This window comes from Methanobacterium sp. (assembly GCA_016222945.1).
Lineage (GTDB): Archaea > Methanobacteriota > Methanobacteria > Methanobacteriales > Methanobacteriaceae > Methanobacterium_D.
In genome coordinates this window covers 174886-200908 of the sequence record JACRPY010000004.1, presented here as the reverse complement: position 1 = coordinate 200908, position 26023 = coordinate 174886, and the positions used below count along the sequence as shown (strand labels likewise).

23 protein-coding genes are annotated in these 26023 nt (G+C 32.9%); 8 read left to right on the top strand and 15 right to left on the bottom strand.

Annotated features, from left to right (window positions below):
• The first annotated feature begins 37 nt into the window (after positions 1–37).
• Positions 38–1441, top strand: coding sequence for an MFS transporter (locus HZC47_06930; GenBank protein MBI5680606.1), 1404 nt, complete (start codon positions 38–40; stop codon positions 1439–1441).
• 24 nt (positions 1442–1465) lie between these two features.
• Positions 1466–2224: a two pore domain potassium channel family protein gene (locus HZC47_06925; protein ID MBI5680605.1), complete on the top strand. Its 759-nt coding sequence runs from the start codon at positions 1466–1468 to the stop codon at positions 2222–2224.
• 33 nt (positions 2225–2257) lie between these two features.
• Here the strand turns inward: HZC47_06925 and HZC47_06920 are convergent, their stop codons facing one another.
• Positions 2258–3031 carry an MBL fold metallo-hydrolase gene (locus HZC47_06920; GenBank protein ID MBI5680604.1) on the bottom strand — a complete coding sequence of 258 codons (774 nt, stop codon included), beginning with the start codon at positions 3029–3031 and terminating at the stop codon, positions 2258–2260.
• 65 nt (positions 3032–3096) lie between these two features.
• Positions 3097–4026 (bottom strand): DUF2121 domain-containing protein, encoded by a 930-nt coding sequence (locus HZC47_06915; protein ID MBI5680603.1) that lies wholly within the window; start codon positions 4024–4026, stop codon positions 3097–3099.
• A gap of 430 nt (positions 4027–4456) precedes the next feature.
• Between HZC47_06915 and HZC47_06910 the strand changes: the two genes are divergently transcribed.
• From HZC47_06910 to HZC47_06890, 5 genes are all read left to right on the top strand, one after another.
• On the top strand, positions 4457–6580 hold the full coding sequence (locus HZC47_06910) for a thioredoxin domain-containing protein (GenBank protein ID MBI5680602.1): 2124 nt from the start codon (positions 4457–4459) through the stop codon (positions 6578–6580).
• A gap of 101 nt (positions 6581–6681) precedes the next feature.
• On the top strand, positions 6682–7269 hold the full coding sequence (locus HZC47_06905) for a sulfite oxidase-like oxidoreductase (GenBank protein ID MBI5680601.1): 588 nt from the start codon (positions 6682–6684) through the stop codon (positions 7267–7269).
• 143 nt (positions 7270–7412) lie between these two features.
• Positions 7413–7643, top strand: coding sequence for an LSM domain protein (locus tag HZC47_06900; GenBank protein MBI5680600.1), 231 nt, complete (start codon positions 7413–7415; stop codon positions 7641–7643).
• A 250-nt stretch (positions 7644–7893) separates the two neighbouring features.
• Positions 7894–8934: a hydroxymethylglutaryl-CoA synthase gene (locus HZC47_06895; GenBank protein ID MBI5680599.1), complete on the top strand. Its 1041-nt coding sequence runs from the start codon at positions 7894–7896 to the stop codon at positions 8932–8934.
• 75 nt (positions 8935–9009) lie between these two features.
• Entirely contained in the window at positions 9010–10161 is a 1152-nt protein-coding gene (locus tag HZC47_06890) for a thiolase domain-containing protein (protein ID MBI5680598.1), read from the top strand.
• Between the two features lie 61 nt (positions 10162–10222).
• On the opposite strand, the gene HZC47_06885 is transcribed toward HZC47_06890, so the two are convergent.
• Genes HZC47_06885 through HZC47_06875 form a run of 3 tightly spaced genes read right to left on the bottom strand, consistent with a single transcriptional unit; the run spans position 10223 to position 12966 of the window.
• The gene (locus tag HZC47_06885; GenBank protein MBI5680597.1) at positions 10223–11035 is read right to left on the bottom strand and encodes a 4Fe-4S binding protein; all 813 of its coding nucleotides are present in this window, start codon (positions 11033–11035) and stop codon (positions 10223–10225) included.
• Positions 11036–11056: 21 nt separating this feature from the next.
• Positions 11057–11410 carry a rhodanese-like domain-containing protein gene (locus tag HZC47_06880; protein MBI5680596.1) on the bottom strand — a complete coding sequence of 118 codons (354 nt, stop codon included), beginning with the start codon at positions 11408–11410 and terminating at the stop codon, positions 11057–11059.
• 50 nt (positions 11411–11460) lie between these two features.
• Entirely contained in the window at positions 11461–12966 is a 1506-nt protein-coding gene (locus HZC47_06875; protein ID MBI5680595.1) for an oligosaccharide flippase family protein, read from the bottom strand.
• Between the two features lie 173 nt (positions 12967–13139).
• Between HZC47_06875 and HZC47_06870 the strand changes: the two genes are divergently transcribed.
• A complete protein-coding gene (locus HZC47_06870; protein ID MBI5680594.1) occupies positions 13140–14174 on the top strand; it encodes a PQQ-dependent sugar dehydrogenase in 1035 nt (344 codons plus the stop codon).
• A 143-nt stretch (positions 14175–14317) separates the two neighbouring features.
• On the opposite strand, the gene HZC47_06865 is transcribed toward HZC47_06870, so the two are convergent.
• The 10 genes from HZC47_06865 to HZC47_06820 all read right to left on the bottom strand — a co-directional run bounded on the left by HZC47_06865 (position 14318) and on the right by HZC47_06820 (position 26023).
• Complete coding sequence (locus tag HZC47_06865) at positions 14318–15952, bottom strand: TCP-1/cpn60 chaperonin family protein (protein MBI5680593.1); 1635 nt, start codon at positions 15950–15952, stop codon at positions 14318–14320.
• 173 nt (positions 15953–16125) lie between these two features.
• Positions 16126–17283, bottom strand: a complete 1158-nt coding sequence (locus HZC47_06860) for a transglutaminase domain-containing protein (protein MBI5680592.1) — start codon at positions 17281–17283, stop codon at positions 16126–16128.
• A 673-nt stretch (positions 17284–17956) separates the two neighbouring features.
• Complete coding sequence (locus HZC47_06855) at positions 17957–18799, bottom strand: hypothetical protein (GenBank protein ID MBI5680591.1); 843 nt, start codon at positions 18797–18799, stop codon at positions 17957–17959.
• A gap of 51 nt (positions 18800–18850) precedes the next feature.
• Positions 18851–19366: a hypothetical protein gene (locus HZC47_06850; GenBank protein ID MBI5680590.1), complete on the bottom strand. Its 516-nt coding sequence runs from the start codon at positions 19364–19366 to the stop codon at positions 18851–18853.
• A 370-nt stretch (positions 19367–19736) separates the two neighbouring features.
• Positions 19737–20318: a phosphatase PAP2 family protein gene (locus tag HZC47_06845; GenBank protein MBI5680589.1), complete on the bottom strand. Its 582-nt coding sequence runs from the start codon at positions 20316–20318 to the stop codon at positions 19737–19739.
• 114 nt (positions 20319–20432) lie between these two features.
• Positions 20433–21476: an aspartate-semialdehyde dehydrogenase gene (asd, locus tag HZC47_06840; protein MBI5680588.1), complete on the bottom strand. Its 1044-nt coding sequence runs from the start codon at positions 21474–21476 to the stop codon at positions 20433–20435.
• A 59-nt stretch (positions 21477–21535) separates the two neighbouring features.
• Positions 21536–22690 (bottom strand): hypothetical protein, encoded by a 1155-nt coding sequence (locus tag HZC47_06835; GenBank protein MBI5680587.1) that lies wholly within the window; start codon positions 22688–22690, stop codon positions 21536–21538.
• Between the two features lie 77 nt (positions 22691–22767).
• Positions 22768–23589: a 4-hydroxy-tetrahydrodipicolinate reductase gene (gene dapB / locus HZC47_06830; GenBank protein ID MBI5680586.1), complete on the bottom strand. Its 822-nt coding sequence runs from the start codon at positions 23587–23589 to the stop codon at positions 22768–22770.
• A gap of 320 nt (positions 23590–23909) precedes the next feature.
• A complete protein-coding gene (locus HZC47_06825) occupies positions 23910–24803 on the bottom strand; it encodes a 4-hydroxy-tetrahydrodipicolinate synthase (GenBank protein ID MBI5680585.1) in 894 nt (297 codons plus the stop codon).
• Positions 24800–26023 carry an aspartate kinase gene (locus HZC47_06820; protein MBI5680584.1) on the bottom strand — a complete coding sequence of 408 codons (1224 nt, stop codon included), beginning with the start codon at positions 26021–26023 and terminating at the stop codon, positions 24800–24802. Before HZC47_06820 ends, HZC47_06825 begins: the two co-directional genes overlap by 4 nt.

Sequence of the window (26023 nt, the reverse complement as noted above, 5' to 3'; positions counted from 1 at the left end):
CCCTTATCTATTTATGTAACAATGATGGTATGATATAATGGCAAATGAAGACCAATATAAATGGGGAGTAGTGATAATTGCCTGTATGGCAATTTTTATAATTGTTTTAGATTCATCTGCAATGAATGTGGCAATAACAACTTTAGTTGTAGAATTAAATACAACATTAACAGTGATCCAATCCATAATAGCTTTATATGCCCTGATTATTGCTTCATTTATGCTTTTAGGAAGTAAAATTCAAGACATTCTTGGTAGAAAGAAAACCTTTCTTTTAGGATTATTAATATATGCTAGCGGAACAATTGTGGCCACATTAAGTGTCAATGCCACTATGCTTATGATAGGATGGTCAATTTTAGAAGGAATCGGCGCTGCCATGATTTTACCTGCAACTACAACAATTGTAGGTGCCAGTTACGAAGGTAAAGATAAAGTCACAGCTTTCGGAATTTGGGGAGGCATAGCAGCAGTAGGTGCTGCAATAGGTCCTATAATAGGTGGAATTTTTACCACATACCTTACATGGAGACTTGTATTTGGATCAGAATTGGTTTTTATTGCTGCAATATTGATCTTCAGACATTATTTAACTGAATCAAAACCAACACTAAAATGGAAAGATTTAGATATTGTAGGAGCAGTGCTTTCCATAATATCTTTAATTTTAATTGTTTTCGGTATTTTATTACTTACAAGACCTGATTACTGGATATATGTAGAAGTATTAATGATTTCAGGCTCAATTTTATTTGTAATCTTTTTATTATGGCAGAGAAGGCGGATCAATAAAGGTTTAGTGCCTCTTTCAGATATATCTCTTCTTAAAAACCGTATATTTGGATTAGGCAATATAAATTCAGTTATACAACAAATACCTTTAGCTGGATTCCTTTTCATAATTCCAGTATTTCTTCAACAGGTCACTAAACTCAACGCATTCATGAATGGTGTTGCCCTTTTACCTGCATCAATAACTATACTATTCTTTTCATTAATCGGAGCAAAATTATCATCAAAATTAGAATCTAAGTATATATTGATGACGGGATTCCTTATTTCAGCAGCCGGAACATTTATATTAGGTGGAGTATTTAATGTAAATACTCAAATAATAGATATTGTTCCTGGAACTGTTGTATTCGGTGTTGGAGTAGGTCTTTTACTTTCCCAGCTAACTAACCTTACCATGTCTGCAGTACGAAGTGATCAAGAAAGTGATGCTTCTGGTTTCTTGAATGCCTTTAAAAATTTAGGTTATTCTGTCGGAACCGCATTAATAGGAGTTTTACTTTTACTTGGAATATTTAGCGGCCTTACAGTAGGCGTTGAATCATCAGGCTTAGCTGGAAACATGACCAACGAGCAAATACAAAGCAGCCTATTTACGTATGTAGAGAAAATGCAAACTGGAAAACCCAAAAAAAAAAGGAACTCATAGATAAATAGAAATTAAGATGATACTATGCAAAGAAATTTTAAACTAATCTTCAATGCTCTTTTATTCCTTTTTATATCTATTGATATTGTAATTTTAATTTTTATGACCTTAGATTTTGCTTTAAATTTAAAACCATCCATATTAAGCTTGGTTAAATTCGATCTGATTGTTTCATTTTTGATACTTGTCCGTACTTTAATAGTTATCAATAAAGAAAAAAATAAAAATCAGTATTTAACCCAGAATTGGATGGAAATCTTTGCCATAGTGCCATTGGCATATATCGTTATTTTAATTTTTCCAAACACTTATTTACTGATTATAATATTGTTTTTAGTAAGAATTTATGCTTTATTTAAATATATATTAAAAATAAAAGAAATAATAAAGTTTAGCCGAAAAACAAAACTGGATTATGCCACGTTTGTTCTTGTAATCACATTTATATTTGGGTCCATGCTCTTTTTTTGGGTGGAATCTCCAGTTAATCCACAGGCCACAAACCTTGATAATTCAGCATTTTTCATGATTGTGACCATGTCAACAGTTGGTTATGGAAATATAGTTCCCTATACTGGAATAGGAAAATTAATAGCTGTTATAGCAATAGTGGTCGGATTAGGATATACAGGATGGGTTACTGCAGCTATAGCATCTTCTCTTATTGAAGAGGTAAAAAAAGAACGAAAAAATGAAATTGACGAACAGAATAAATCTTTGAATAATATTTTAGAAAAATTAGATAAAATAGAAAAAGAATTAGAAGAAATAAAAAAATCATAAATAGAAATTATAATGTTTTGTTTTTAATAAGGTTCATTCATAAAGAGTTTTTTGCCGGGACACAAAATTTGAAAGATTAATTTTCATACCATCAAAAGCAGCCACTGTATTGACTCCAGTCTTTTCTTTAACTATGTTTGCTTCTCCTTTGGCATCATTCATTAACATTTTCATTCCCAGATGAGTCATTATGGCAAATTTAGGCGAAACTTCATTTACAAGAGTTATAAAATCTTCTGTGCACATATGTCCCCGTATTCGCTCATTTTTTGGCCTTATTACACTTGCAACTAACACATCTGCACCTTCATGGTATTTATAGAGTCCCTCAAAATACTCGGTGTCAGAAGTGTAGGATATGGAGAAATCTTTTGTCTTTAAATTAAATCCTACGGCCGTTGGATCCCCATGAACAGTTTTTGTTCCCTTAATTTTAATATTATCCAGTTTAGCAGTTTTATCTGGATTTAAAACTGAAACATCTGGTTTACTTAAATGATATTTTGAAATACATGGCCCAAATTGTTTATACCCCTCTATTACACTTTTGCTTCCCATTAAACTGCCCTTTCTTCTGGTCATTCCCCGAGTCATGGCCTCTATAAGGACTTCAGCATCACTGTAGTGATCTGTATGTGAATGAGATACTAAGACCGCATCCAGTTTAAGTGGATTCAGCCCAAACTGGTATGTTCTTACTAATGCTCCAGGCCCTGGATCAATATGGATGTTTTTTCCATCGAGACCGTCTATTCTCAAGCCGCCGGTCATTCTACGCTGTGTTATTGTGGCGAAAGCGTCCGCCACCACTTCCCAGTACAGTTAGTTTCATTTATTCACCTTTATGAGTTAATTGTTAATTTAATTCTTAATTATTCTATTTTACAGAGTATAACATCACATTGGATGGGAGATTTTGTTCGGGCAATGCACAGGTTTTCATTTTGAATAACTGCCATATCTCCCACATTTAAACTTGAAGAATCGTCAGTGTTCATTTCAATTAAATCTCCAGGCCCTGCAACCATGTTCCATTGAACATCAAAAGCTTGTATATTATTATTTAAAGTAACAAAAAGTTTATTGCCTTCAATACTTTTAATTTGACCTATAATTCCTTCATTTACTATTTTTGATGCTAATTCCATAGTTTTAGACACGTTCATTTGCTGTTCTTTTAATTCTTCTCTCCATTTTTGAAGCCTTTTTACATCCTCTACAATTGTTTCTCTTAAAACTTTTTGAGCTTCTTTTTTATCTAAATTACTGTGTTTAGTGACAATATCAAATTCTTTACTTACAGACGGGGTTTTAGCGGATACTTCTTCTAAAACTTTCTGGAAAATAGTTGAAACATCATTTAAATTTAATTTAGATTTCCAATGTTCTTGAAGATATTCATTTGCCATTTTTTTAGTTATTTTGTTTCCAAAAACAATTATGGAACTGTCTCCATCCTTCATTTTATCAATATTTGATCCTAAAAGTTCTGTAATGATATATCCGTTTGTAGCTCCATAAATTCTTTTTCTTCTAGCTTCAAAGGGTGTTTTGGAAGCTACTTCTCCAACTACAACGTTATTATCAATACTTCGAACTTTTTGGGCATCATCAGATATTTTAATTGATATTTCAAGTTCTTTTGCCACTTTAATTAGTTCGTCATCTGTTTGAATAGCACCAGAATAAAGATACTTCTCTAATTTTTCTCTATTATCTTTATCACCGACAAAACCAATTCTACGTTTATCTCCCGCTATTACACAACCATTGCTTCCTATGTATGATATTATAAGGCTCATTTAAGTCACCATAACTTTTTTTTATCGATTATATAATTCAAATCTGTATTAATTTAAGAGATTACACTTCCAAATAATGAATTTAATTTAATAAGTCCAGTTTAACCATATTGCACCTGAAAATATTTATATATAGTATTTGCATCTAGTGAATCTAAATTAATGTTTAGATTTTTAATATATTATAATTTGTACTTAAAATAGAAGTGTAAAAAAAAATATATAATCGTGACAACAAATGTTGTATCAATAAATAAAAGATTTAAATCATTACAATAATCCAATAAATCATTAAGAAATGAAATTTATCTTTTGATCAGTTTATAATCAATCAAACCCATTCATAAATTAATTTAGATATTTAATTAATGTTTTTAAGCATGTTATTTGCCCAAATATGATTATTTAGACTAATTAATGGAGATTGAGTATGGATAATGAAAATAAAAAATCAAAAATTAAATACAATCATTTAATTAATGAAAAAAGTCCTTATTTAATTCAACACAAAGAAAATCCTGTGGATTGGTATCCTTGGAGCGATAAAGCATTTGAAAAAGCAAAAAATGAGAATAAACCTATTTTTTTATCTATTGGATATTCAACATGTCACTGGTGTCATGTAATGGCCCATGAATCCTTTGAAGACCCTGAAATTAGCAGTTTAATGAACAAAAACTTTGTTAATATTAAAGTAGACCGTGAAGAAAGGCCTGATCTGGACAATATCTATATGACTGTATGCCAGATGATAACTGGAAGTGGTGGATGGCCATTAACCATTATAATGACTCCAGACAAAAAGCCATTCTTTGCAGGAACTTATTTTCCAAAAGAAAGCCATTATAAAATGGTAGGGCTTAAAGATTTAATTTTAAATGTTAGAGAAATGTGGAATACTCGTTTGGATGAAATTAATGATTCAGCAGACACAATTATAGATAATCTCCAAAAAATTTCTGATATCCCCTCAGGAAATGAATTAGAAATAAAAATTCTGGATAATGCATATAATCTCCTTTTAAATAATTTTGACGATGTTTACGGAGGATTTGGAGAATTCCCTAAATTCCCAACACCCCACAACCTTTTATTCTTACTTAGATACTGGAAACGAACTGGAAATGAAAAAGCATTGAGTATGGTAGTTGAAACCCTTGATTCTATGGGTAATGGGGGAATTTATGACCATATAGGTTTTGGTTTTCATCGTTATTCTGTAGACAAGCAATGGTTGGTTCCTCATTTTGAAAAAATGCTCTATGATCAAGCCCTGATTTCCATGGTTTATATTGAAGCATTTCAAGCTAAAGGATATGAAAAATATAAAAAAAAGGCGTTTGAAATTTTTGATTACATAATAAGAGATATGCAATCTCCAGAAGGTGGTTTCTATTCGGCTGAAGATGCAGATAGCGAAGGAGTTGAAGGAAAATTTTATTTATGGAGTAATGACGAAATTTTTAATGTTCTTGAAAAAAAAGATGCCCATTTAGCTTCTAAACTGTTTAATATTACAGTTGAAGGTAATTTTACTGATGAATCCACTGGTAAAAAAACAGGAGTTAATATACTGCACATTAAAAATTCAATTGATGATATGGTTGAAATATTAGGCATTTCCAAGGAAGAATTAGAAGAAAAAATAGAAAAAATTAGAAATACGTTATTTAACGTTCGTAGGAAACGTTTAGCTCCCCATAAAGATGATAAAATACTTACAGACTGGAACGGGCTTATGATAGCTTCCCTTGCAAAGGGTGCTCAAGTTTTTTCTAATGAAAAATATTTAAATGCAGCAGTTAAAGCTGCAGATTTCATAATTAGAAATATAATTAAAAATAATCGTCTTTACCACCGTTTCAGAGATAGTGAAGCTGTAATTGATGGGCATTTAGATGATTATGCTTTCTTGATTTATGGATTTTTAGAGTTGTATGAAGCTTCTTTTGATTTAAAATACCTTAAATCTGCATTATCTTTAAATAAAACTCTTCTTGATCATTTTTGGGATAATAAAAATGGAGGCTTCTATTTTACTCCAGAATATAAAGAAACAGTTCTTTTAAGGAAAAAAGAAATTTATGATGGAGCAATTCCATCAGGAAATTCCATTATGATGCTTAATTTACTTAAACTTTCCATTATAACTGAAAATGAAGAGTTTAAACATAAAGCATTGAATATAGAAAAAGTTTTTTCTGAAACTGTGGCCAGAACACCAAACGGGTTTACACAGTTTTTAAGTGGACTTGATTTTAAATTTGGACCTTCCTATGAAATAGTCATAGCTGGAAATCCCCAAACAGATGATACAAATTCCATGTTAAATGCTGTTAGACGTAATTTTATCCCTAATAAAACAGTTGTGTTAAATTCAAATAATGGTGATAATCGGGAATTAATGAAAATAATTCCATCTCTTGAATTTAAAAAAATGGATGATTATAAAGCTACAGCATATATATGCTCAAATAACACATGCAAAACTCCAACAACTAATTTAGAAACATTATTAGATTTATTAAACTTAAGTGCATCAAAGGAGGATTAATATTGAAAGAGTTATTTGGAGGAATTAAAGGCAAAATTAAGAATGATAACACTTTAAATGAAGAAAAAATTAAGGATTTACTTGCAGATAAAAGTTTAATTATTAGTGATGATACTAAAAGAAAAAATAGGATTCCTCCAGGCCAGCATGAAGTAGAAGAATGGCCAGTGTTACAGGCTGGTTCAGTGCAAAAAATTGATACATCTAAATGGAAGTTTCGGATATTTGGACTGGTTGAGGAAGAAAAAGAATTGAGTTATGAAGAATTTATGTCACTTTCCCCGAGTAGAGTTTTTTCAGATATACACTGTGTAACTTCCTGGTCAAAATTAAACAATTTATGGGAAGGTGTCAGCTCTTCTGCTATTAAAGAAGTAGTAAAAATTCTCCCTGAAGCTAAATTTGTTATGATTCATGCAGAAAAAGATTTTACAATTAATTTATCTATTGAAGACTTTTTTGAAGATGATGTTTTATTTGCAACAAAGCACAATGATATACCACTAAATTCAAAGCACGGAGGTCCTTTAAGGCTTGTTGTTCCTAAACTATATTTTTGGAAAAGTGCTAAGTGGGTAACTGGCGTAGAATTTATATCAGAAAATAAAAGAGGATTCTGGGAGTCTAATGGTTACCATAACCGTGGTGATCCATGGAAAGAAGAACGTTACAGCTGGCAAGAGAAATAATCAAATTTAATGTCTAAAACAACGTTTAAATAAAATAGCAATCTTATATAAATTTAGGAGATCATAAAATTAATTATATAAAAAGCTAAAAACATTAGTTATATCAAAATATTTTTTAGATTAATGATGGTGATGATGATAAAATGAGAGGCAAAATTATAGCGGCTAGATCAGAAGAAAAAAAGGAAAATCCACTTCACAGACAGCTACTACAGTTTCAAAATAAAGATGTTCAAATTCTGCAAAAAGATGATGAAAGCAAAGAAGGTAAGCTTTTAGCCATAGATAACTATTTGAATGTTGCCATTGAAACAGAAGCAGGTGTAGGATTTATTAAAGGAACTAAAATTTTATATATTCGGATTTTGAATTAATATATTCAATATGAATACTTTTTTTAAGTAAATAAGAATATAATGACCTAATTTTAAATATTAGGTCCTGTTAACTCTTTTTTATTAATAATATTTATAGTAAAGTTTATAAGTTTGTTATAAGCAATCAAAATACAACTAACTTTTTATATACAAAAAATTATATTTTGTTTAAATTTTTAAAACATATTAGCAATTTAAAAACAATATTTAAATTGTAAAATTGATTATTTAACGGTCGTGATACTAAATGGCAGGAATTGTAGGATATGGAGTTTATATACCTTCATACAGGATAAAAGTAGAAGAAATAGCCAAAGTGTGGGGGGACGACCCAAAAGCTATTTCCAGAGGGCTTGTAGTACAGGAAAAATCTGTTCCAGCCCCTGATGAAGATACTGCAACTATTTCTGTGGAAGCATCAAGATATGCTCTAAAACGAGCCATGATAAATCCTCAAGAAATTGGAGCAGTTTACGTTGGATCAGAATCACATCCATATGCAGTAAAACCCACTGCAACCATACTTGGAGAAGCTATTGGAGCATCGCCACATTTAACATCTGCAGATTTAGAATTTGCTTGTAAAGCAGGTACTGCTGCGATGCAAATATGTATGGGACTTGTAGACTCTGGAATCACAGATTATGGATTAGCTGTAGGGGCAGATACTGCACAAGGAGCTCCAGGAGATGCACTTGAATACACAGCATCCGCTGGAGGAGCAGCATTCATAATTGGAAAAGAAAACACCATCGCCGATTTTGAAGGAACTTACAGTTTTACAACAGACACTCCTGATTTTTATAGACGAGAAGGGAAGCCTTATCCTCGCCACGGAGGACGGTTCACAGGAGAGCCAGCATACTTCAAACACGTGTTATCTGCAGCAAAAGGTATGTTTGAAAAGATGGGTACTGAAGCTTCAGATTATGATCATGTAGTTTTCCACCAGCCCAATGGTAAATTTTACCTTAAAGCTGCAAAAAAACTCGGATTCAACAATGAACAGTCAAAAACAGGTTTATTAACACCCATTATTGGAAATACCTATTCTGGAGCAACTCCACTGGGATTAGCTGCAATATTAGATATTGCAAATCCCGGAGACAGAATATTTGCTGTATCCTACGGATCTGGTGCTGGAAGCGATGCATTCAGCATAACAGTAAACGATGATATAGATAAAAACCGTGATAATGCCCCTAAAGTTGCAGAAATGGTCTTAAACAAAAGTTACGTTGATTATGCTATGTATGCTAAATTTAAAGGCAAACTACGAATGGCATAGAACTTAAAACTAAATAAAAAACTTATAAAATTATTGAAATAATAAATTAAACACTTTTAATTGGAGGAATATTCCTTGAGAGATGTTGCAATTATCGGAGTTTCACAAACTAAATTTGGGGAACTCTGGGATGAATCATTTAGAGATTTAATAACTGATGCCGGATTAAAGGCTGTTGCAGATGCAAATTTAGAAGGAGCAGATTTAGAGGCAATGTATGTTGGAAACATGTCTGCTGGTCTTTTTGTTCAACAGGAACACATTGCATCGTTAATAGCAGATCATGCAGGACTAACCCCTATTCCATGCGCTCGTGTTGAAGCAGCATGTGCATCAGGAGGATTAGCATTAAGAAACGGTATAATGGCCGTTGCATCAGGGTATCATGACATAGTTATTTCTGCTGGTGTTGAAAAGATGACTGATGTTGTAGATCCAACTCCAGCTATTGCTACAGCTTCTGATCAAGAATGGGAAGCACAGCAAGGCATTACATTTCCATCGCTTTATGCTATGATGGCCAGAAGACATATGTATGAATATGGAACAACAAGAGAACAATTAGCCATGGTTTCAGTTATAAACCATAAAAATGGAGCTAAAAATCCTCTTGCCCAGTATCCAATGGAAATATCAGTAGATGCTGTATTAGGCTCATCAATGGTCGCAGACCCATTAAGACTTCTTGATTGCTCACCTGTATCTGATGGGGCTGCTGCAGCTATTTTATGCCCTGCAGAAGAAGCTAAAAAGTACACTGACACACCTATTTATATTAAAGCATCTGCACAGGCTTCAGGAACCCTGGCATTGCATGATAGGAAAAGTTTAACCACTATTGATGCTACAGTACATGCAGTAAGAAATGCATACAAAATGGCTGGCATTGGACCAAAAGATATTGATGCAGTAGAAGTACATGATTGTTTCAGCATAAATGGGTTACTTGCAATTGAAGATCTTGGATTTGTTGAAAAAGGAAAAGGCGGAATAGCAATAGAAGAAGGTATGACCGAATTAGACGGTCAAATCCCAGTAAATCCATCTGGAGGCCTTAAAGCCAGAGGACATCCATTAGGAGCCACAGGTATAGCTCAAGCAGCAGAAATTGTATGGCAACTTAGAGGCGAAGCCGGTAAAAGACAGGTTGAAGGTGCCCAAATCGGTATGACCCACAATATTGGTGGAACTGGCGGAACTGCAGCTGTTCACATAATGTCCAACTAAATCCTTTAAAATTTAAATTACAGCTTTAAGCTGTAAAATTTTCCTTATTTTTTTGTTTATTTTATATTATTTGTCCATTAATAGAAATAGTGTAGTCCTTAATGATTATGTTCTTTTGAGCTTTTTCTAATGCTCTTTTAACAATGATTTCTATGCCTCCACAGCATGGGACCTCCATATGTACTATGGAAATGGATTTTATGTCCTGTTTTTTAAATATTTCAGCTAATTTATCCACGTACTGATCTATTGTTTTATCCAGTTTTGGACATAGAATTATTAAAACTTTATCTTTTAAGAACCTTTGATGGAAATTAGGGTACGCAAATGGTGCGCAGTCCGCTGCAATGAGTAAATCAGCATTTTTTAAGTATGGTGCATTAGGATTTAAAAGTTGTAATTGTATGGGCCAGTTTTTAAGCTCTGCATTTAATAATATTGCTTCACTTTTATTTTCTGGCTGATTGCTTATATCTTGAGTCATTGTTCCGGGGCAGCTGCATGCCAATGGTTTTTCTTCTAAGTCAGGGATTTCAATATTTTCATTCATTAAATAATCAGTTGCTTCTTTTAGAATATCATCTTGGCAGTGTTCATGAAGATGCTGTAAATGGGCTTTTATAACATTAGGCCCTGCTTTTACAATATTTTCCATGACTTTAGCCTCATCATAAGGTTCAGCTTCTCTTTGTTCAACTTCTATAGCGTCTTGTGGACAATTTCCAATACATGCACCTAATCCATCACAAAATAAATCGCTTATAAGTCTGGCTTTCCCATCAATCACCTGTAAAGCTCCTTCAGGGCATCCAGTAATGCAATCGCCGCATCCTGTGCATTTTTCTTCATTAATTTTAATAATATCTCTTTTCATAGATATCCCCCGTTAGCTTAATTATTTTTCAAATGGTAAGTTTTTTGATTTCCATTTGTCAAATCCTCCAAGAACATTATATACATTTTTAAATCCGTTTTTTAACATTAAATTCGCTGCTTTTTTGCTTCTATGCCCTGCTTTACAGTATACAAAATAAGTTTTGTTTTTATCCATTTTTGCCAGTCCATCTTCAAAATCATTAGAATTAACATTTAGTAGCTCTGCATTTTCTATATGGCCCTGGTTATATTCTTCTATGGAACGTACATCCAAAGCAACGTAACTGGGATTATCTTTGTTTTCTTCAAATAATTTTAATGTATCTTCTGGTTTTATATCTTCATATCCCTTGGTTCTTTTAAATAATGACATTTATACATCTCCTAAATATATTTAAATCAATTTATTTTTTATTATAAAATTTATTTTAAAGATGTTATTGATTTGTAGGTATTGGTAAATATTTCTTTTATAACATCAATGAAAAATTTGATTTCATAGGTTCTAATTCCTTTAAAAAGCCATAAACTAACCATATACACTGCAAAGGCGACTAAACTTGAAATTACTATGTTAATTACTCCATAAGGATTTAAAAGTAGTAAAACTGCTGCCATGAAAAATCCGGCATAGATGGTCTTTGTTATAAATCCAAAATAGAAATTACAACGTATATACTTAAATGAATAATAAACTGTGATTAAAAATGCGAATAAGTAAATAGCCAGTGTAGTTACTGCAATTCCCATTATTCCAAATAGGTATCCGAATGTTATGTCAAAGACTATGTTTAATATGGTTGAAATAATCCATATATTACCTGTAATTCTGGTTTTTCTCTCTAATACAAGTATTTGGGTTACAATACAGTAAAGGCCAAAGAATAATCCACCTATAGCAAGAATTGGTGTTATCATGAATCCATTTAGGGCTAATTCTGGTGTAGATAAGATAAATAGAAGAGGTTTTGAAAGGAAAGATAATCCAATAACAGCAGGTATAGCAATGACCAAATACAGCTTTATGGAGTAGTTTAAGAGAAATTTGGTGTCTTTAATTCTTCCTTCAGCATGATAGCCCGATAAGATGGGAAGCAGAACTGTGTATAAAGGTGCTGTAAGAAGGGACATTAAAGCACTTATGGTATAACCTGCAGAATAATAGCTTACAGCAGTTACGCCAAGCATCAAACCAATTACATAACGATCAGTAGCATCCAGTATCCAAAAAGACATGTTACTGGGAATTGTAGGTAATCCAAAAGATAGAAATTCCTTTAAATTCTTAAATTGAGGAATTTTAAAGCCGATTTGTTTTGAAATTAAAATAAACATGATTATGCAAATTAGAACTTGGGTGATAAAAATTCCTGCTATTGCCCCTAATATCCCAAAACCAAGCAAAACAAATGCTGTAACAATAATAACAATTAAATAAGCCTGTAATGTTGTTAATATAGCGTATTTTGTCATTTGGTTGAATGCTCTGAAAAAATCAAAGAAAAGCAGTGTTAATGCTGTCATAAATGCAGTTGCAGGTAAAATTAATCCAATTTCAATATTTCCATTGAATATAGCATTGGAAATGGGGCCTGCAAGAAGAAATAGTATTAATGCCATAATTAAACTGGCGAACATAACTGTAAACATGAATGAATAAAAGAATTCCTGTATGTTCTCCTTACTTTTCGATGCGGACATGAACCGCACCATGGTGTAAGGCAATCCCAATATAGCGACAGCAGGAATTAAGGTGATTGTAATTTGAAATTGTACCCAAATCACATAATCTTGAATTGGAAGGTTTTGAGTTAAAATTGGAAGTAAAATAACTGGTGTTATGGTTATTAGAAAGTTTGATATTCCGATTAAGCCCATTTTCTTTATGAAAAATTTGTATTCATCTAAAAATTTCTTCACCACCAACATACGATAGTTATGTTGGAGCTATTAGAAATTAATTTGCATTTATGGAAAAAACTGGTTTTTGTGTCTTTTTTGGATGATCATTGTTTACTAGATATTTTTTGTGATATAAGACAGATTTAATATAAAATGAAATACAAAATAAAATATAATAAATATAGAAAAGGACTGTAAAAATGAAAAATAAATACATCATAATCTTTGTTTTTACTATTCTAATTTTAATTACACTAATTTTTATTTTAAAACCTGTAAATCAGCCTACTTACCAAACAGAAGTTATGGCGTTGAATTTAGATACTCCTTGGGCTATTGATTTTCTTCCAGATGACACAATGATCTTTACTGAACGTAATGGAAAGGTCAGCATCTTAAAGAACGGTACCTCCAAAATAATAGGAAACATAAATATCACTCAAATAGGAGAATCTGGCTTACTGGGAATTGCAGTTGATCCAAACTTCAATGAAAACAGATTCATATATCTATATTACACAGTGCAAAATAGCAATAGATTATCAAGATTCACTTTAAATGAAAAATTAGAAAATGAAACCATACTAATTAACAATATTCCTGGCGGCCAAATCCACAACGGAGGCCGCATAAAGTTTGGACCTGATGGATTTTTATATATTACAACAGGAGAAGCCGGTAACAAGCAATTAGCTCAAAATATCAATTCCACAGGCGGTAAAATACTTAGAATAAACAAAAACGGTACAATACCTTCAGATAATCCATTTGGAAACTATGTTTATTCTTATGGACATAGAGATCCTCAAGGAATAACATGGAACCCTCAAAGCAAAGAAATGTATTCATCAGAGCATGGTGAAACAAGATATGATGAAATAAATATTATATTAAAGGGTGGAAACTATGGCTGGCCCATTTATCAAGGGAATAACTCCCCACAAGGTTATATTAAACCATTGATTTTTTATACTGATTTTACACTTGCACCATCAGGAATAGCATATTATAATAGTAATCTATATGTTTCAGGGCTTAGAGGTTCACAGTTACGTAAAATCAGCCTTTCTGCAGACGGTAAAACTGTAACTGGTGAAGAAGCACTTTTTACAAATTTAGGAAGAATCAGAGAAGTTGTTGAACATAAAGGATATCTGTATATTTCCACTTCAAATCGTGACGGTAGAGGTGTTCCTCAATCTGGTGACGATAAAATAATTAGAATTAAACTTTAATTTAAAAATAAAAAAAGAATAAAGGCAAATGCCTTTAAATGCTCGAAAATCTGTCAAAATTCTACGAATTTTGACGCCACGAAAATTTAAAATTTTCCCAGGCTTTGATTTTAGGCATGCAAAAATTAAAAATTTTTGCATGGTTACATCATTGGAGGCATGCCGCCAGGCATTCCACCCATACCTTCCATTCCTTCCATATCAGGAGCTCTTGTACCTGTTGATGCTATAACATCATCGATACGGAGTATCATTTCTGCAGCTTCTGCAGCGGATTGAATAGCCTGTTTTTTAACTCTTTGTGGTTCAACAACTCCAGCTCTGTACATATCTCGTACATCACCTTCAAACACGTCTAATCCCATGTATAAGGATTTTTCGTGTGCTGCTCTTAAATCTACAAGAGCGTCAATGCTGTCAAGTCCAGCGTTTTCTGCGAGTGTTTTTGGAACAACTTCTAATGCTTCTGCAAATGCAGTAACAGCTAATTGTTCTCTTCCACTTATAGTGTCAGCATATTCTTTTAATCCCTTAGATATTGCTATTTCAGGTGCTCCTCCACCAGCTACAACCTTTTTGTCCTCTACTGTTGCTGCAACTACGCCTATTGCGTCGTCTACTGCTCTTTCGATTTCATCTACAACGTGGTTGGTTGAACCTCTGACTAATAGTGTGACTGCTTTTGGATCTTTGCATTCTTCAACAAATATCATGTCTTCGCCAGATATTTTCTGTTCTGCAACTTTTCCAGCTTCTCCAAGGTCACCGAAGGATAGATCTTCAATGTTGGTTACAACTTTTGCACCTGTTGCTTTACCCAGTTTTTCCATGTCGGATTTTTTAACTCTTCTTACAGCCATGACGCCTGCTTTTGCTAAGTAGTGCTGTGCGAGGTCGTCAATACCTTTTTGACAGAATAATACATTTGCACCAGAGTCTTCGACTTTGTTGATCATGTCTTTTATCATCTGTTCTTCTTGTTCGATGAATGCTTGCATTTGTGCAGGATCGGTAATTCTGATTTCTGCGTCTACTTCGGTTTCTTTAACTTCTATTGCAGAGTTTAAGAGTGCGATTTTTGCGTCTTCGATTTTTGTAGGCATTCCAGGGTGTACTCTTTCTTTGTCGATGATTACACCTTGAACTAGTTTTGATTCTTCTACTACTGCACCATCTTTTTTCTCTATTTTAATGTGATCTTTGTCGATTTCGCCGTCTTCTTCAACCTGTTTTACAGCACTTACAATAAGTTCTGCTAATGGTTGTCTTGCTTTTTCTGTTCCTTTACCTGTCATTGCAGTCATTGCAACTTTTAAGAGAGTGTCACGGTCATCAGCATCTATTGAAATAACGTTTAATATTTCCTGTGCTTTTTCTGCTGCTTGTCTGTAACCCATTGCAATTATGGTTGGGTGTATATCTTGATCCAGTAAGCTTTCAGCTTTTTTGAGTAATTCACCAGCTATAATGACTGCTGTTGTTGTTCCATCTCCTACTTCATCTTCCTGGGTTTTTGCAACTTCAACAAGCATTTTTGCTGCTGGGTGTTCAATATCCATTTCTCTAAGGATTGTTACACCATCGTTAGTTACTACAATGTCTCCAAGTCCGTCAACAAGCATCTTATCCATTCCTTTTGGACCTAATGTTGTTCTTACGGTTTCTGCGAGGACTTTGCCTGCCATAATGTTCATTCTTTGAGCGTCTCTTCCTAATAATCTGTTAGTACCTTCTGGTAAAATTAATATCGGTTGGTTTCCACCACCTAATTGTGCCACATTATCACCTCAAAATTTTTTTAAAAGTTTGTGGTTTAGAAAATCAAAAGATTTTCCTAACCTCTATTGTTTTGTACTTTATCAGTAGGTTAGCAGTTCTATAAATACTTTTTGATTAGTAAATTTGATATTAAAAATAAGCCTAAAAAAATCTAAAAATAAAAAAAAAGAATTTAGAAAGGTAATGATGAATATATACCTTTCAATGTCCATGTTCCTGTATTCCAATTGTTTATAGTTCCAAGTGAGTTACTCAAACTAATAGCGTCTGCGCAATACCATCGTCCGTCTGCCCATATCTCGGCCCAAACATGTCCAGTTCTCAGTCCACTGTTAAATGTACAGTCTCCATGTTTGTATCTTGCTGGAAGTCCTGCTGCTCTTGCAAGAGCAACTATTGCGTGTGCATGATCACAACAGTTAGCTAACCTTTCAGTTAGCGTACGGTATGCCCCACGCTGCGTATTATAATAATATGAATACGCAGTTTTATGTTGAACTTCTTCAAATATGTTAACTGCTTTTTGATAGTCTGAAACCACTACAGTAGGGCTCCAATTATCGTAAGCAGCTTTTGCTGTTAAATAATCTTGATATGCCGTATTCTGGCTTGCCCATGTTGCATGTGCAGCATTATAAGCTGCTGTATCAAGATAGCTACTTTGCTGTGGTTCTGTGCTTGCCCATGCTGAATGTGCAGCACTTTGACTTGCCCATGTTGCATGTGCAGTATTAAACGCTGTTTCGTCAGGATAATCACTTAATTGTGGCTCATCGCCTGGTTGCTGTGGTTCTGTGCTCTCCCATGCTGAATGTGCAGTATTATAAGCTGTTTCGTCAATATAATTGCTTTGCTGTGGCTCAGCGCCTGGTGAATCTACTGCTGTTGGTAATGGTGGACGAGGATCTGGATTAGGTATAGTCGATAAATAACGAGCGTAGGATATTATATCTGCGTTATCTGATTGGCAGTTTGCTGATGGTCCGTAACATTCCCAATAAGGAACATCTCTGATTACTGGTGCTGGTGCAGGTCTGGAAACTGCTACAGGTGTGTAAGTCCTGTAAACATATTTAGTTCTCCATTTACCCTTGTAGAAGTATCTGACTTTCACTTTGTATCTTTTGACTGCTTTCACTTTTTTAGTTACTTTACGTTTGGTAACTTTCTTTGCTTTGACTTTTTTACGTATTTTAGAAGCTGCATTTACTTTAACTGTAGATGTAGCACTTACAGTTGGAATATTTTTATAATTTAATGCAATTTGACTCTCCTTCGATACATCCTGGCTATCTAAGCTCCAGGATGAAGGAACGGTGCAAATTACCATAATTGATAATAGTAATATCGCACTTAAAGATCGTCGCTTAATTTTACCGCCTCCATGTTCTAATTGCCAAATGAATTATTTAAGACATTTTAGAACATATATTAATAAAATGAAGAAACTATATAAATCTTTTGATTCTAATATTAAAAAAAGGAGTATTTAGGGCTCTTTTTTAAATTTAAAACGCATTTAGAAGAGATTCTAATGAGGTACTATAAATTAGCTCTTTTAGTTCTTATTTTCACTAATAAAAATAAAATTAAATTACATTCTCCCAAAGAGGAGATGATAAATGTTTTTATACTGTTAATTTATACCTTCAAAATATTTATCAATCCATAACTATTGTTATTCTATTAAATACCCTATTTTGTGTTTTAATCTCTAAAAACAAAATTATTAAATTGGAATAAAAAACACAATTCCTTGTTTAAACTCTAAAAATTTTGTATAAACATTTATAAGAGGCTTTACGCATTTTAAACCAGCTTAAACACTTTAATTTAAGTTAAATTAATTATATTATTCTTTAATTAATAAATAAACAAATTATTATAGAATTTATTAAAATTAAGGTGTGTTTAAGATGTAATTTTTCTATTTTTTATCCCTCTATTACTAAAATAAAAAAATTAAAAAAATGAAGTAATTGAACATCTGTTCTTAGGAAAAATTAATCAATATACCTGCTATCTGCTGTTATTTTGTCTTTTTTATCCATGTATAGATATGTAAGAACAAGAGTAAAGTAAGGATATGTCAATGAATTTACTATTAAACTCAAAATTAAGCCTATAAATGCACCCACAATAGGTATTAAACCTAAAAACATGTTTATAAAGAACATAAGAGCACCAATACCTAACAAAATAACGGCATTAATAACAAGCACCACAATTACTTCCAATAAATTTTTTTTAAGTACTTTTACACTGTCTTTTATAGAGCCTATTACCGATTTTTTACCTACAATTATTGACTGATATGTAAACATGAAAAGAATATACGTAACAATCCAAAGACATACAGCTACTAATCCTCCGATTATAGTTAAAGCGGGAAACAAGCCATACATATAATCCACAGCAATTCCTGCAACCACCGGCAAAGTGAATACCACTAAAATAAGGCCAAATATAATTGAAACAAGAGCTATTTTAATAATATACTTTTTAATGCTTTTTAATCCTGCGTCTAACTCTGGTTTTTCACCATTAATTATCTTTTTAGACATTCCAATAGTTGCAGCAGCTATACAACAGCTGATAACAAAAATAATAACCAAAATCGCCAAATAAAATACAAATAATGTTCCAATACTTGTGTAATTCATTGAATTTATATTAAATTGGCCAGTGCTCAACGATCCCATGCCAAATAAGGCGACTATAACTATCAGCCCTAATATTAGAGCAATAACATACATTCCTATGTATCCTACTAATACAGGAACTGCAAGCTTAGGGTTTTTTCTAAATCCCTCAATAGAGTTAGAATAATAGTCTCCAATATCCATAAAAAAACCTCCATTATCACTTTATTAATTAATATGATATATAAATAGTTTTTACTTCCCTATTTTCTGCCAAAAAACTTCCCCATCCTCTTCAAATGATTTAAAATAACCTTTCCTCTCTAAATTTCTTAAAATACTATTAAAATTATCAAGAGATAGTTCTTTAAATATTATACTTGTAATATCACCATACATCTCTTCAGCAGTGCTTTTTTTGAAGCTAAGTAGTTGATAAACTTGTGATTGGAATGATGTTAAATCTTTTTTAGGTCTTTCTGTAAGCGCGTCAAAATAAACCTTTATCTTTTTTGATTCCTCTAATTCAGTATCTTTTTTATCCAAAACACCTGTGAGTTGTTCAATCTTCTTTTCTTTTTGCTCTAATGTTTTTTTAAGTTCCTGAATTTCATTATTTTTTTCATTTATTGCGCTATTATCTAATTTACGGTTGTCTTTTGATTCCTTCTGACATTTTTTAAGTTCTATTTTTAACTTGCTGATTTCAAGAAGGCAAGCTTTGACCAGTTGTCTTAACTGTTCCCTTTCTGTATCTTTTAGTATTGGCATTCTATCATTTATGGTTTATTTTAAACTTATTTTTAAGTTTAATGATTTATTGCTGGATTCAATGGCCTATCTTTAAATTCCATTTATCTTTTGAATTATAAATTTAAATTTGGGCAAGGAGTAAATTATAAGACTGTAGGCGGTATAATTACAGCAGAAAATACCCCTTGCCACTTAATATATACATCTAAATGAAGTTAATAAGGTTTTCTATTTTCAAAGATGACTACAATAAGCAGACGATTATGTAAGAATATAGCATGCTTAAAATCAGGTTAATAAATAGTATTTTGGATTTATACGCGTTTATAATAACCTTTTATAAGTTTTAATTAATAAAATTAAAAATATCATTTTAAATATATAAAAATTAATTTTTTGCCATTATACGTTGTTTTAAAGCATTAAAATTCGAAATGATACTGTTTTCAAACCTTAAAACCAGTAAAGCCAGTAATACACCTATCAGTGCTCCTGAAACTACATCCAATGGATAATGGACCCCTATATAAATTCTTGAAAAACCCACGATAGATGCTAATAATATTAATAATATCAAGCATAATGTTCCATACTCTCTACCAATTAACGTAGCTCCTGTAAATGCTGCAATCGTGTGTCCTGATGGCCAGGAATAACCATCCATAGTAGTTAAAAGATGCACACTTTCAAGCACGTTGTATGGTCTGGGCCGTACCACAATATATTTTAAAAACTCAGTTAAAAAATATCCAATTAAAAGGGCAATTATACATAATACTGCTGTATTTTTCCCTTTTTCCCCTCCAAATATATAAATACATATACATATTACTATCCAAAATCCTGGAAGACCTGCATTTGTAATTATGGGCATTGTATAATCAAAAATATAGTTTTGCATGCCTATATTTATTAAATAAAAAATTGAAACATCAATGTAAATTATTGTGTTGATCAACGTGTCTAACATTATGTTCATCCCAAAAATCAAATATACAACTTTATTATGAATATTTTTTAGCTTTCTTTTATTTAAAAATTAGTAAATGATAAAATTCAAAAAAAATAAGAAGGGAAACTGAGTTTACATTATCTCAGATATCAATTCTGCATTTAATATAGATGCTCCTGCAGCACCACGTATAGTATTATGGCCAACAAGGACATATCTCATACTATTTTCAAATGCAACATCTTTTCGTATCCTTCCAACAGTAACCGCCATTCCATTATCAGTATTTCTATCCATTCGTGGCTGAGGTCTGTTTTCCTCTTCCCTTATTACTATGGGGTTTTTTGGAGCAGAATATAGATCTAGTTTCTGTGGAAGTCCTTTGAATTCATTAAATGAGTTTTTCATGTCCTCAACTTCCAAATTATCTTCAAATTCTATGAAGACTGCTTCTGTATGTCCATCAACAACAGCTACACGATGGCATGAGGCGCTTACTCCAAATGTTGCAGGAGTTACTGTTTCACCGTCGAAATCCCCTAATAAATGGAGAGTTTCAGTTTCCATTTTATCTTCCTCGCCTCCAATAAAGGGCACCAGATTATCTACTATAGCCATTGAAGGAACACCATTGTATCCTGCACCAGATACAGCCTGCATTGTGGAAACATAAACTCTTTTTATGTTAAATTGGTCATAAAGAGGTTTTAGGGTAATTGTTAGGGCTATTGTTGAACAATTTGGATTTGTTACTATGAATCCATCCCATCCTCTGTTTTTTTGTTGAGTTTCTATAATGTCTAAATGTTCAGGGTTAACTTCAGGAATTACGAGAGGTACATCTGGTTCCATTCTCATCGCGCTTGCATTTGAAGCTACAACACATGATTTAGCAAATTTTGGCTCAACAATAGCTGCAGTGTCTGCTGGAAGTGCAGAAAACACAATATCAACATCTTTAGCTTCCTTTGGGTCTGTATCTACTACAGTTATATCCTTTACACTTTCTGGTACGCTGCTATCAAGATACCATATTGCAGCGTCTTCATATCTTTTTCCTGCTGATCTTGCAGATGCTGTGAGTGCAGTGATTTCAAACTTTGGATGATCTGCCAATAGTTCGATGAATCTCTGCCCAACCATTCCTGTTGCTCCGAGAATACCTACGTTTACCATTTAATCACCTATAATCATTGATTGGGATTGAAATATTTAAGTCTATTCTTTTAATTTGATTAATCTAATAATTGAATTTTTCCATCATGTTTTTGAAGTCCTAACCTTAATTCGCCCTCATAAAGTTTAGTATAAGCATTTGTCAGTTCCAAATGGATTCCCTCTTTAATTCTTTCAATAGGAATTATATTGCCCCATAATTCTAAAATAACATGACCCGTACCATCTTTAATTTTAACCAAGGTTAAATAGTTCTTACCAAATTTAGTTTCCAGTTCTATGGTATTTTCTATGTTTACAATTTCTCCTTTCAGTCTAATTTGACTTAATCCACTTTTTAAGTGGTTTATAGAGTAATCCCTTTTTATTGTTGAAAATCCTCTTAATGTAAACTCTTTAAATCCTTCTATTTTACCGAGTTTACCTGAAACTTCCACTTCTTCCCCTATTTTAGATGAATTTAAGATTTCATCATTTCCAATATATTTAACAGCTATATCTTTACGCGTTTTTCCTAAAATATATGCTTTATTATCGTTCTTATAAGCTAATATCCCCTTGAATTTAACTGTTCCATTATCTAAAACAAGAACCTGCTCTTTTTTTATTATATTGTTAAATTCCTTTTTACGTTTTTGAAATATTCCTGATAAATGGTATGATTTACAGGATAACACATATTCATCATCTAAATATTCTTTTGAAGTATTATGGCTCCATAATCTTACAAAGAAACCTATACCCTCTTTTAGTGCATTTTTATCATTTGTATATATGTTGGCTTCAATTTGAGGCCTTCCTTCATAATCCCTTGATGATCCCAGTCCACTTCCTGTAAGATTTGATGATCCTACAATCATTTCTTTATCATCTACAATTATCATCTTTGCATGGATGTTGTTATTGAATTTTATAGATATATTATCTTCAAAAATGCTTTTCCATCTTTCCACATCATCCAATTGATGTAATCTTCTGAAAACATCTTCTTTTTCTAATTTAGTGATTAAATAAACTTCTAAATCATCATTATGAGATAATGCATTTTCAAAAGGTATAATAAATTCTTCTCCAAGCGTAATCCATGGATATATAATGTAAATGTGGTTTTGAGCACGGCTTATAATTTCATGTATCTTTCTTAAAGCAGAACGATCTTCCTTTAGAAATGTTGGAACAAACTCAGTAATTGATTCTTTTTTTCCAAAAAGCATGTCCACACACCCAAATTATATAAAAATAGATAATGACATAATAATTAAAATTATAAGTTATTCTATTAATTATCAGACTATTTTATACCAAGAACATCTCCCATATCGCTTATTTTACCTTCAGGTGCTCCTACAACAAATCTTAATGCTTTAATTACTCCACTTACGAAAGCTTGTCTGCTGTGAGCTCTGTGAACTAGCTCTATACGTTCACCATCACCTGCAAAGAGTACGGTGTGGTCTCCAACAATATCTCCGCCACGAACTGCATGTACTCCTATTTCTTCAGCTGTTCGAGCACCAACTATACCTTGTCTTCCATAGACACAAGATTCTTCTTTGTTCCTTCCGAGTTCGTCTGCTATTATTTCATATGCCCTAACTGCTGTTCCTGATGGTGCATCAGCCTTGTGTTTGTGATGTGCTTCGATTATTTCAATATCATAATCATTAAGAATTTTTGCAAGGTCTTTTATGACTTTAAAGAAGACATTTACTCCTACAGCCATGTTTGGAGCTATAACTGCCCGTATCTGGTTTTCTTCGATGGATTTTTTTATTTCATCCAATTGGCTGTCAGAAAGCCCTGTAGTACCTACAACCACATTAACTCCACATTGGGCAGATGTTTTGATTGTATTGACTGCTGCATTTGCTATTGTAAAATCTACAAGCACATCTGGCTTGTTTTCCTTTAAAACCTCAGCAAGTTTTTGTGCACCATTAACTGGAACATTAATTGTTCCAACACCTATTACCTCACCTATATCCTTTCCTTCTAAAGGAGTATTTGGTGCTTCTATTGCTGCTACAACTTTCATATCATCCTGTTTTAGTATGGTTTTAATTATTTTAGAACCCATTCTTCCACTTGCGCCTGTTACAGCCACTCCAATCATTTTATCTACCTCAAAATTTTCTATTTTGGGTTCAGGAAAACTCCGTTTTCCTTCAATCTCCAAAATTTTTTATTTTTGGTGCTCACAAAACCTTCGGAAACTTTGTTTCCGAGGCCTCAAAATCAGAGATTTTGAATACCTTTTGTTTTGTGGCCGTGAAAATTGAAAAATTTTCACATGTATAAAAATCTCTCAAAATTTTGATTTTGATGCCTCAAAAACTTAGTTTTTGTTGGCTACGATTTTTATTAACTCACCTAAAAAATATAGAAAAATATTAAATATATTAATTTAAGCTTTTAGATTGAATTAATCATTAATTAGACTAAATCAAGTTTTTCAAGAACTTCCTTTAATTTAGCCTTATTTTCCTCTTTTAATGGTGCAAGAGGCATTCTAACATGACCTGCTGGCCTTCCCATCATATTCATTGCTGTCTTTGCAGGGACAGGGTTTGTTTCAATAAATAGCACTTTCATAAGGTCATAAATTTCATAATGTATTTTAGATGCTGTTTTAAAGTCCCCTTCTAAAGCATAATTAACCAGTTGACTCATACGTGCCGGATCAACGTTTGCAACAACGCTTATAACTCCTTTTGCCCCCATTACCACCATAGGGAGTGTAAGATCGTCATTTCCAGAAAGAACTACAAATTCACCTGTTTTTCCTATTTCTTCAATTTTTTTGATTGTTTGAGAAACTTTATCTAGTTCAGGGCTGGCTTCTTTTATAGCCACGATATTATCAAGTTGTGCAACTTTTCCAATTGTTTCAACATCTATATCAGTACCTGTCCTTGAAGGAACATTATATACAACAATAGGGATATCCGAAGATTCTGTAAGCATTTTATAGTGCTCATAAAGCCCATGTGGCTGTGGTTTATTATAATAAGGAGTTATAACTAATGCTGCATCAGCTCCAGTATCTTCAGCATGTTTTACAAGTCCAAGAGCTTCTTTAGATGAGTTGCTACCTGCACCGGCGATGGTTGTTACTCTACCATCAACTTCATCGATTAAAATATCGATTAGCTTGCGGTGCTCGTCATGAGTTATTGTAGCTGATTCTCCTGTTGTTCCGGCTGCTAATATCCCACTAACTCCTTTTTCTATTAAATAGTTTATATTTTCACGGATTCCTATCTCATCTATTTCATCATCTTTTGTGTATGGCGTTACCATAGCTACGGTTGTACCTTCAAATTTCATTTTAAGACACCTTTTACCAGTTCATAAGCCTTCCTACCGTCATTCCAATCAACGAATATGACGACAGAAGTTTGACTTGAAGAAATTTCAACAATATTTATATCATTTTTTTGTAAAGGTTCAGTAATTTCAGTAATAACCCCTGGAGTGTCTATGAAATCTTGACTTGCAACAGTTATCATTGCTATTTCTCGTCCAAGGGAAAGAGAGCTTAATTCATCAGTTTCTACAACCACATCATGAAGAACTTCATGACCATGCTCTGATTCGGCCTTATTTACAAACACTGTGATGGAATTTTGGCCTGTAGATATTCCATATATGTTTATTTTATGTTCTGCAAGAGTATCTGTGATTTTCGCTAAAATTCCAGTTTTAGTTAATATTTCCTCTCCAACCACGGCTATTACAGAAATAGGATCGCTGTTTAATGTGGCGCTTTTAAGCAATTCTTCATTACTAGACGGCCCCATAATCTCTGTTCCTGGGGCTGATAGGTCCCCATGGTCATAGCCTATTATTTTAGCATCTATTTTAGGATCTTTATATTTTAAAGCATACGGGTGTAAAACCTGCGCTCCATGGGTTGCAAGGTCTCTCATTTCTTCAACAGAGATTTTATCAAGTTTTCGGGCAGTTTGAAGTTTATTGGGATCTGTAGACATTACTCCCCCAACATCTGTTACTATAATGACTTCTTCAGCGTTGAGGCAGTGCCCTAAAAGGAATGCAGTTATGTCACTTCCACCACGACCAAGAGTTGTTATATGTCCTGATTCGTCTTTTCCAAGGAAGCCGCAGATCACTGGAATTATCCCTTCATCTACCATCTTTTTAATTTGGTTTAATTTTTCTGCTGTTGTTTTAATGTCAACCTTTGCGCTTAAAAATTTATTATCAGTAATTATAGGCCAATTATCCTTATATGGATCTAAATATTCGGATTTAACACCCAGTGATTCTATTGTTGATGAAAATATTCGGACACTAGTCATTTCACCCATTGAAAGGACTTCCGCAAGTTGTTTATCCGTTATTGCATTTCCTGTAGCTGTTTCTACAACATCTGAAAACTCATCCGTAGTCTTATTTATTGCGGATACTACTACAACTACCTTCTTGCCCTTCATATATTCATTTACAACTGATTGGGCTGCTTTTCTTATTCTTTCCCCATTTCCAACTGAGGTTCCTCCGAATTTGGCCACTATAATTCCCAT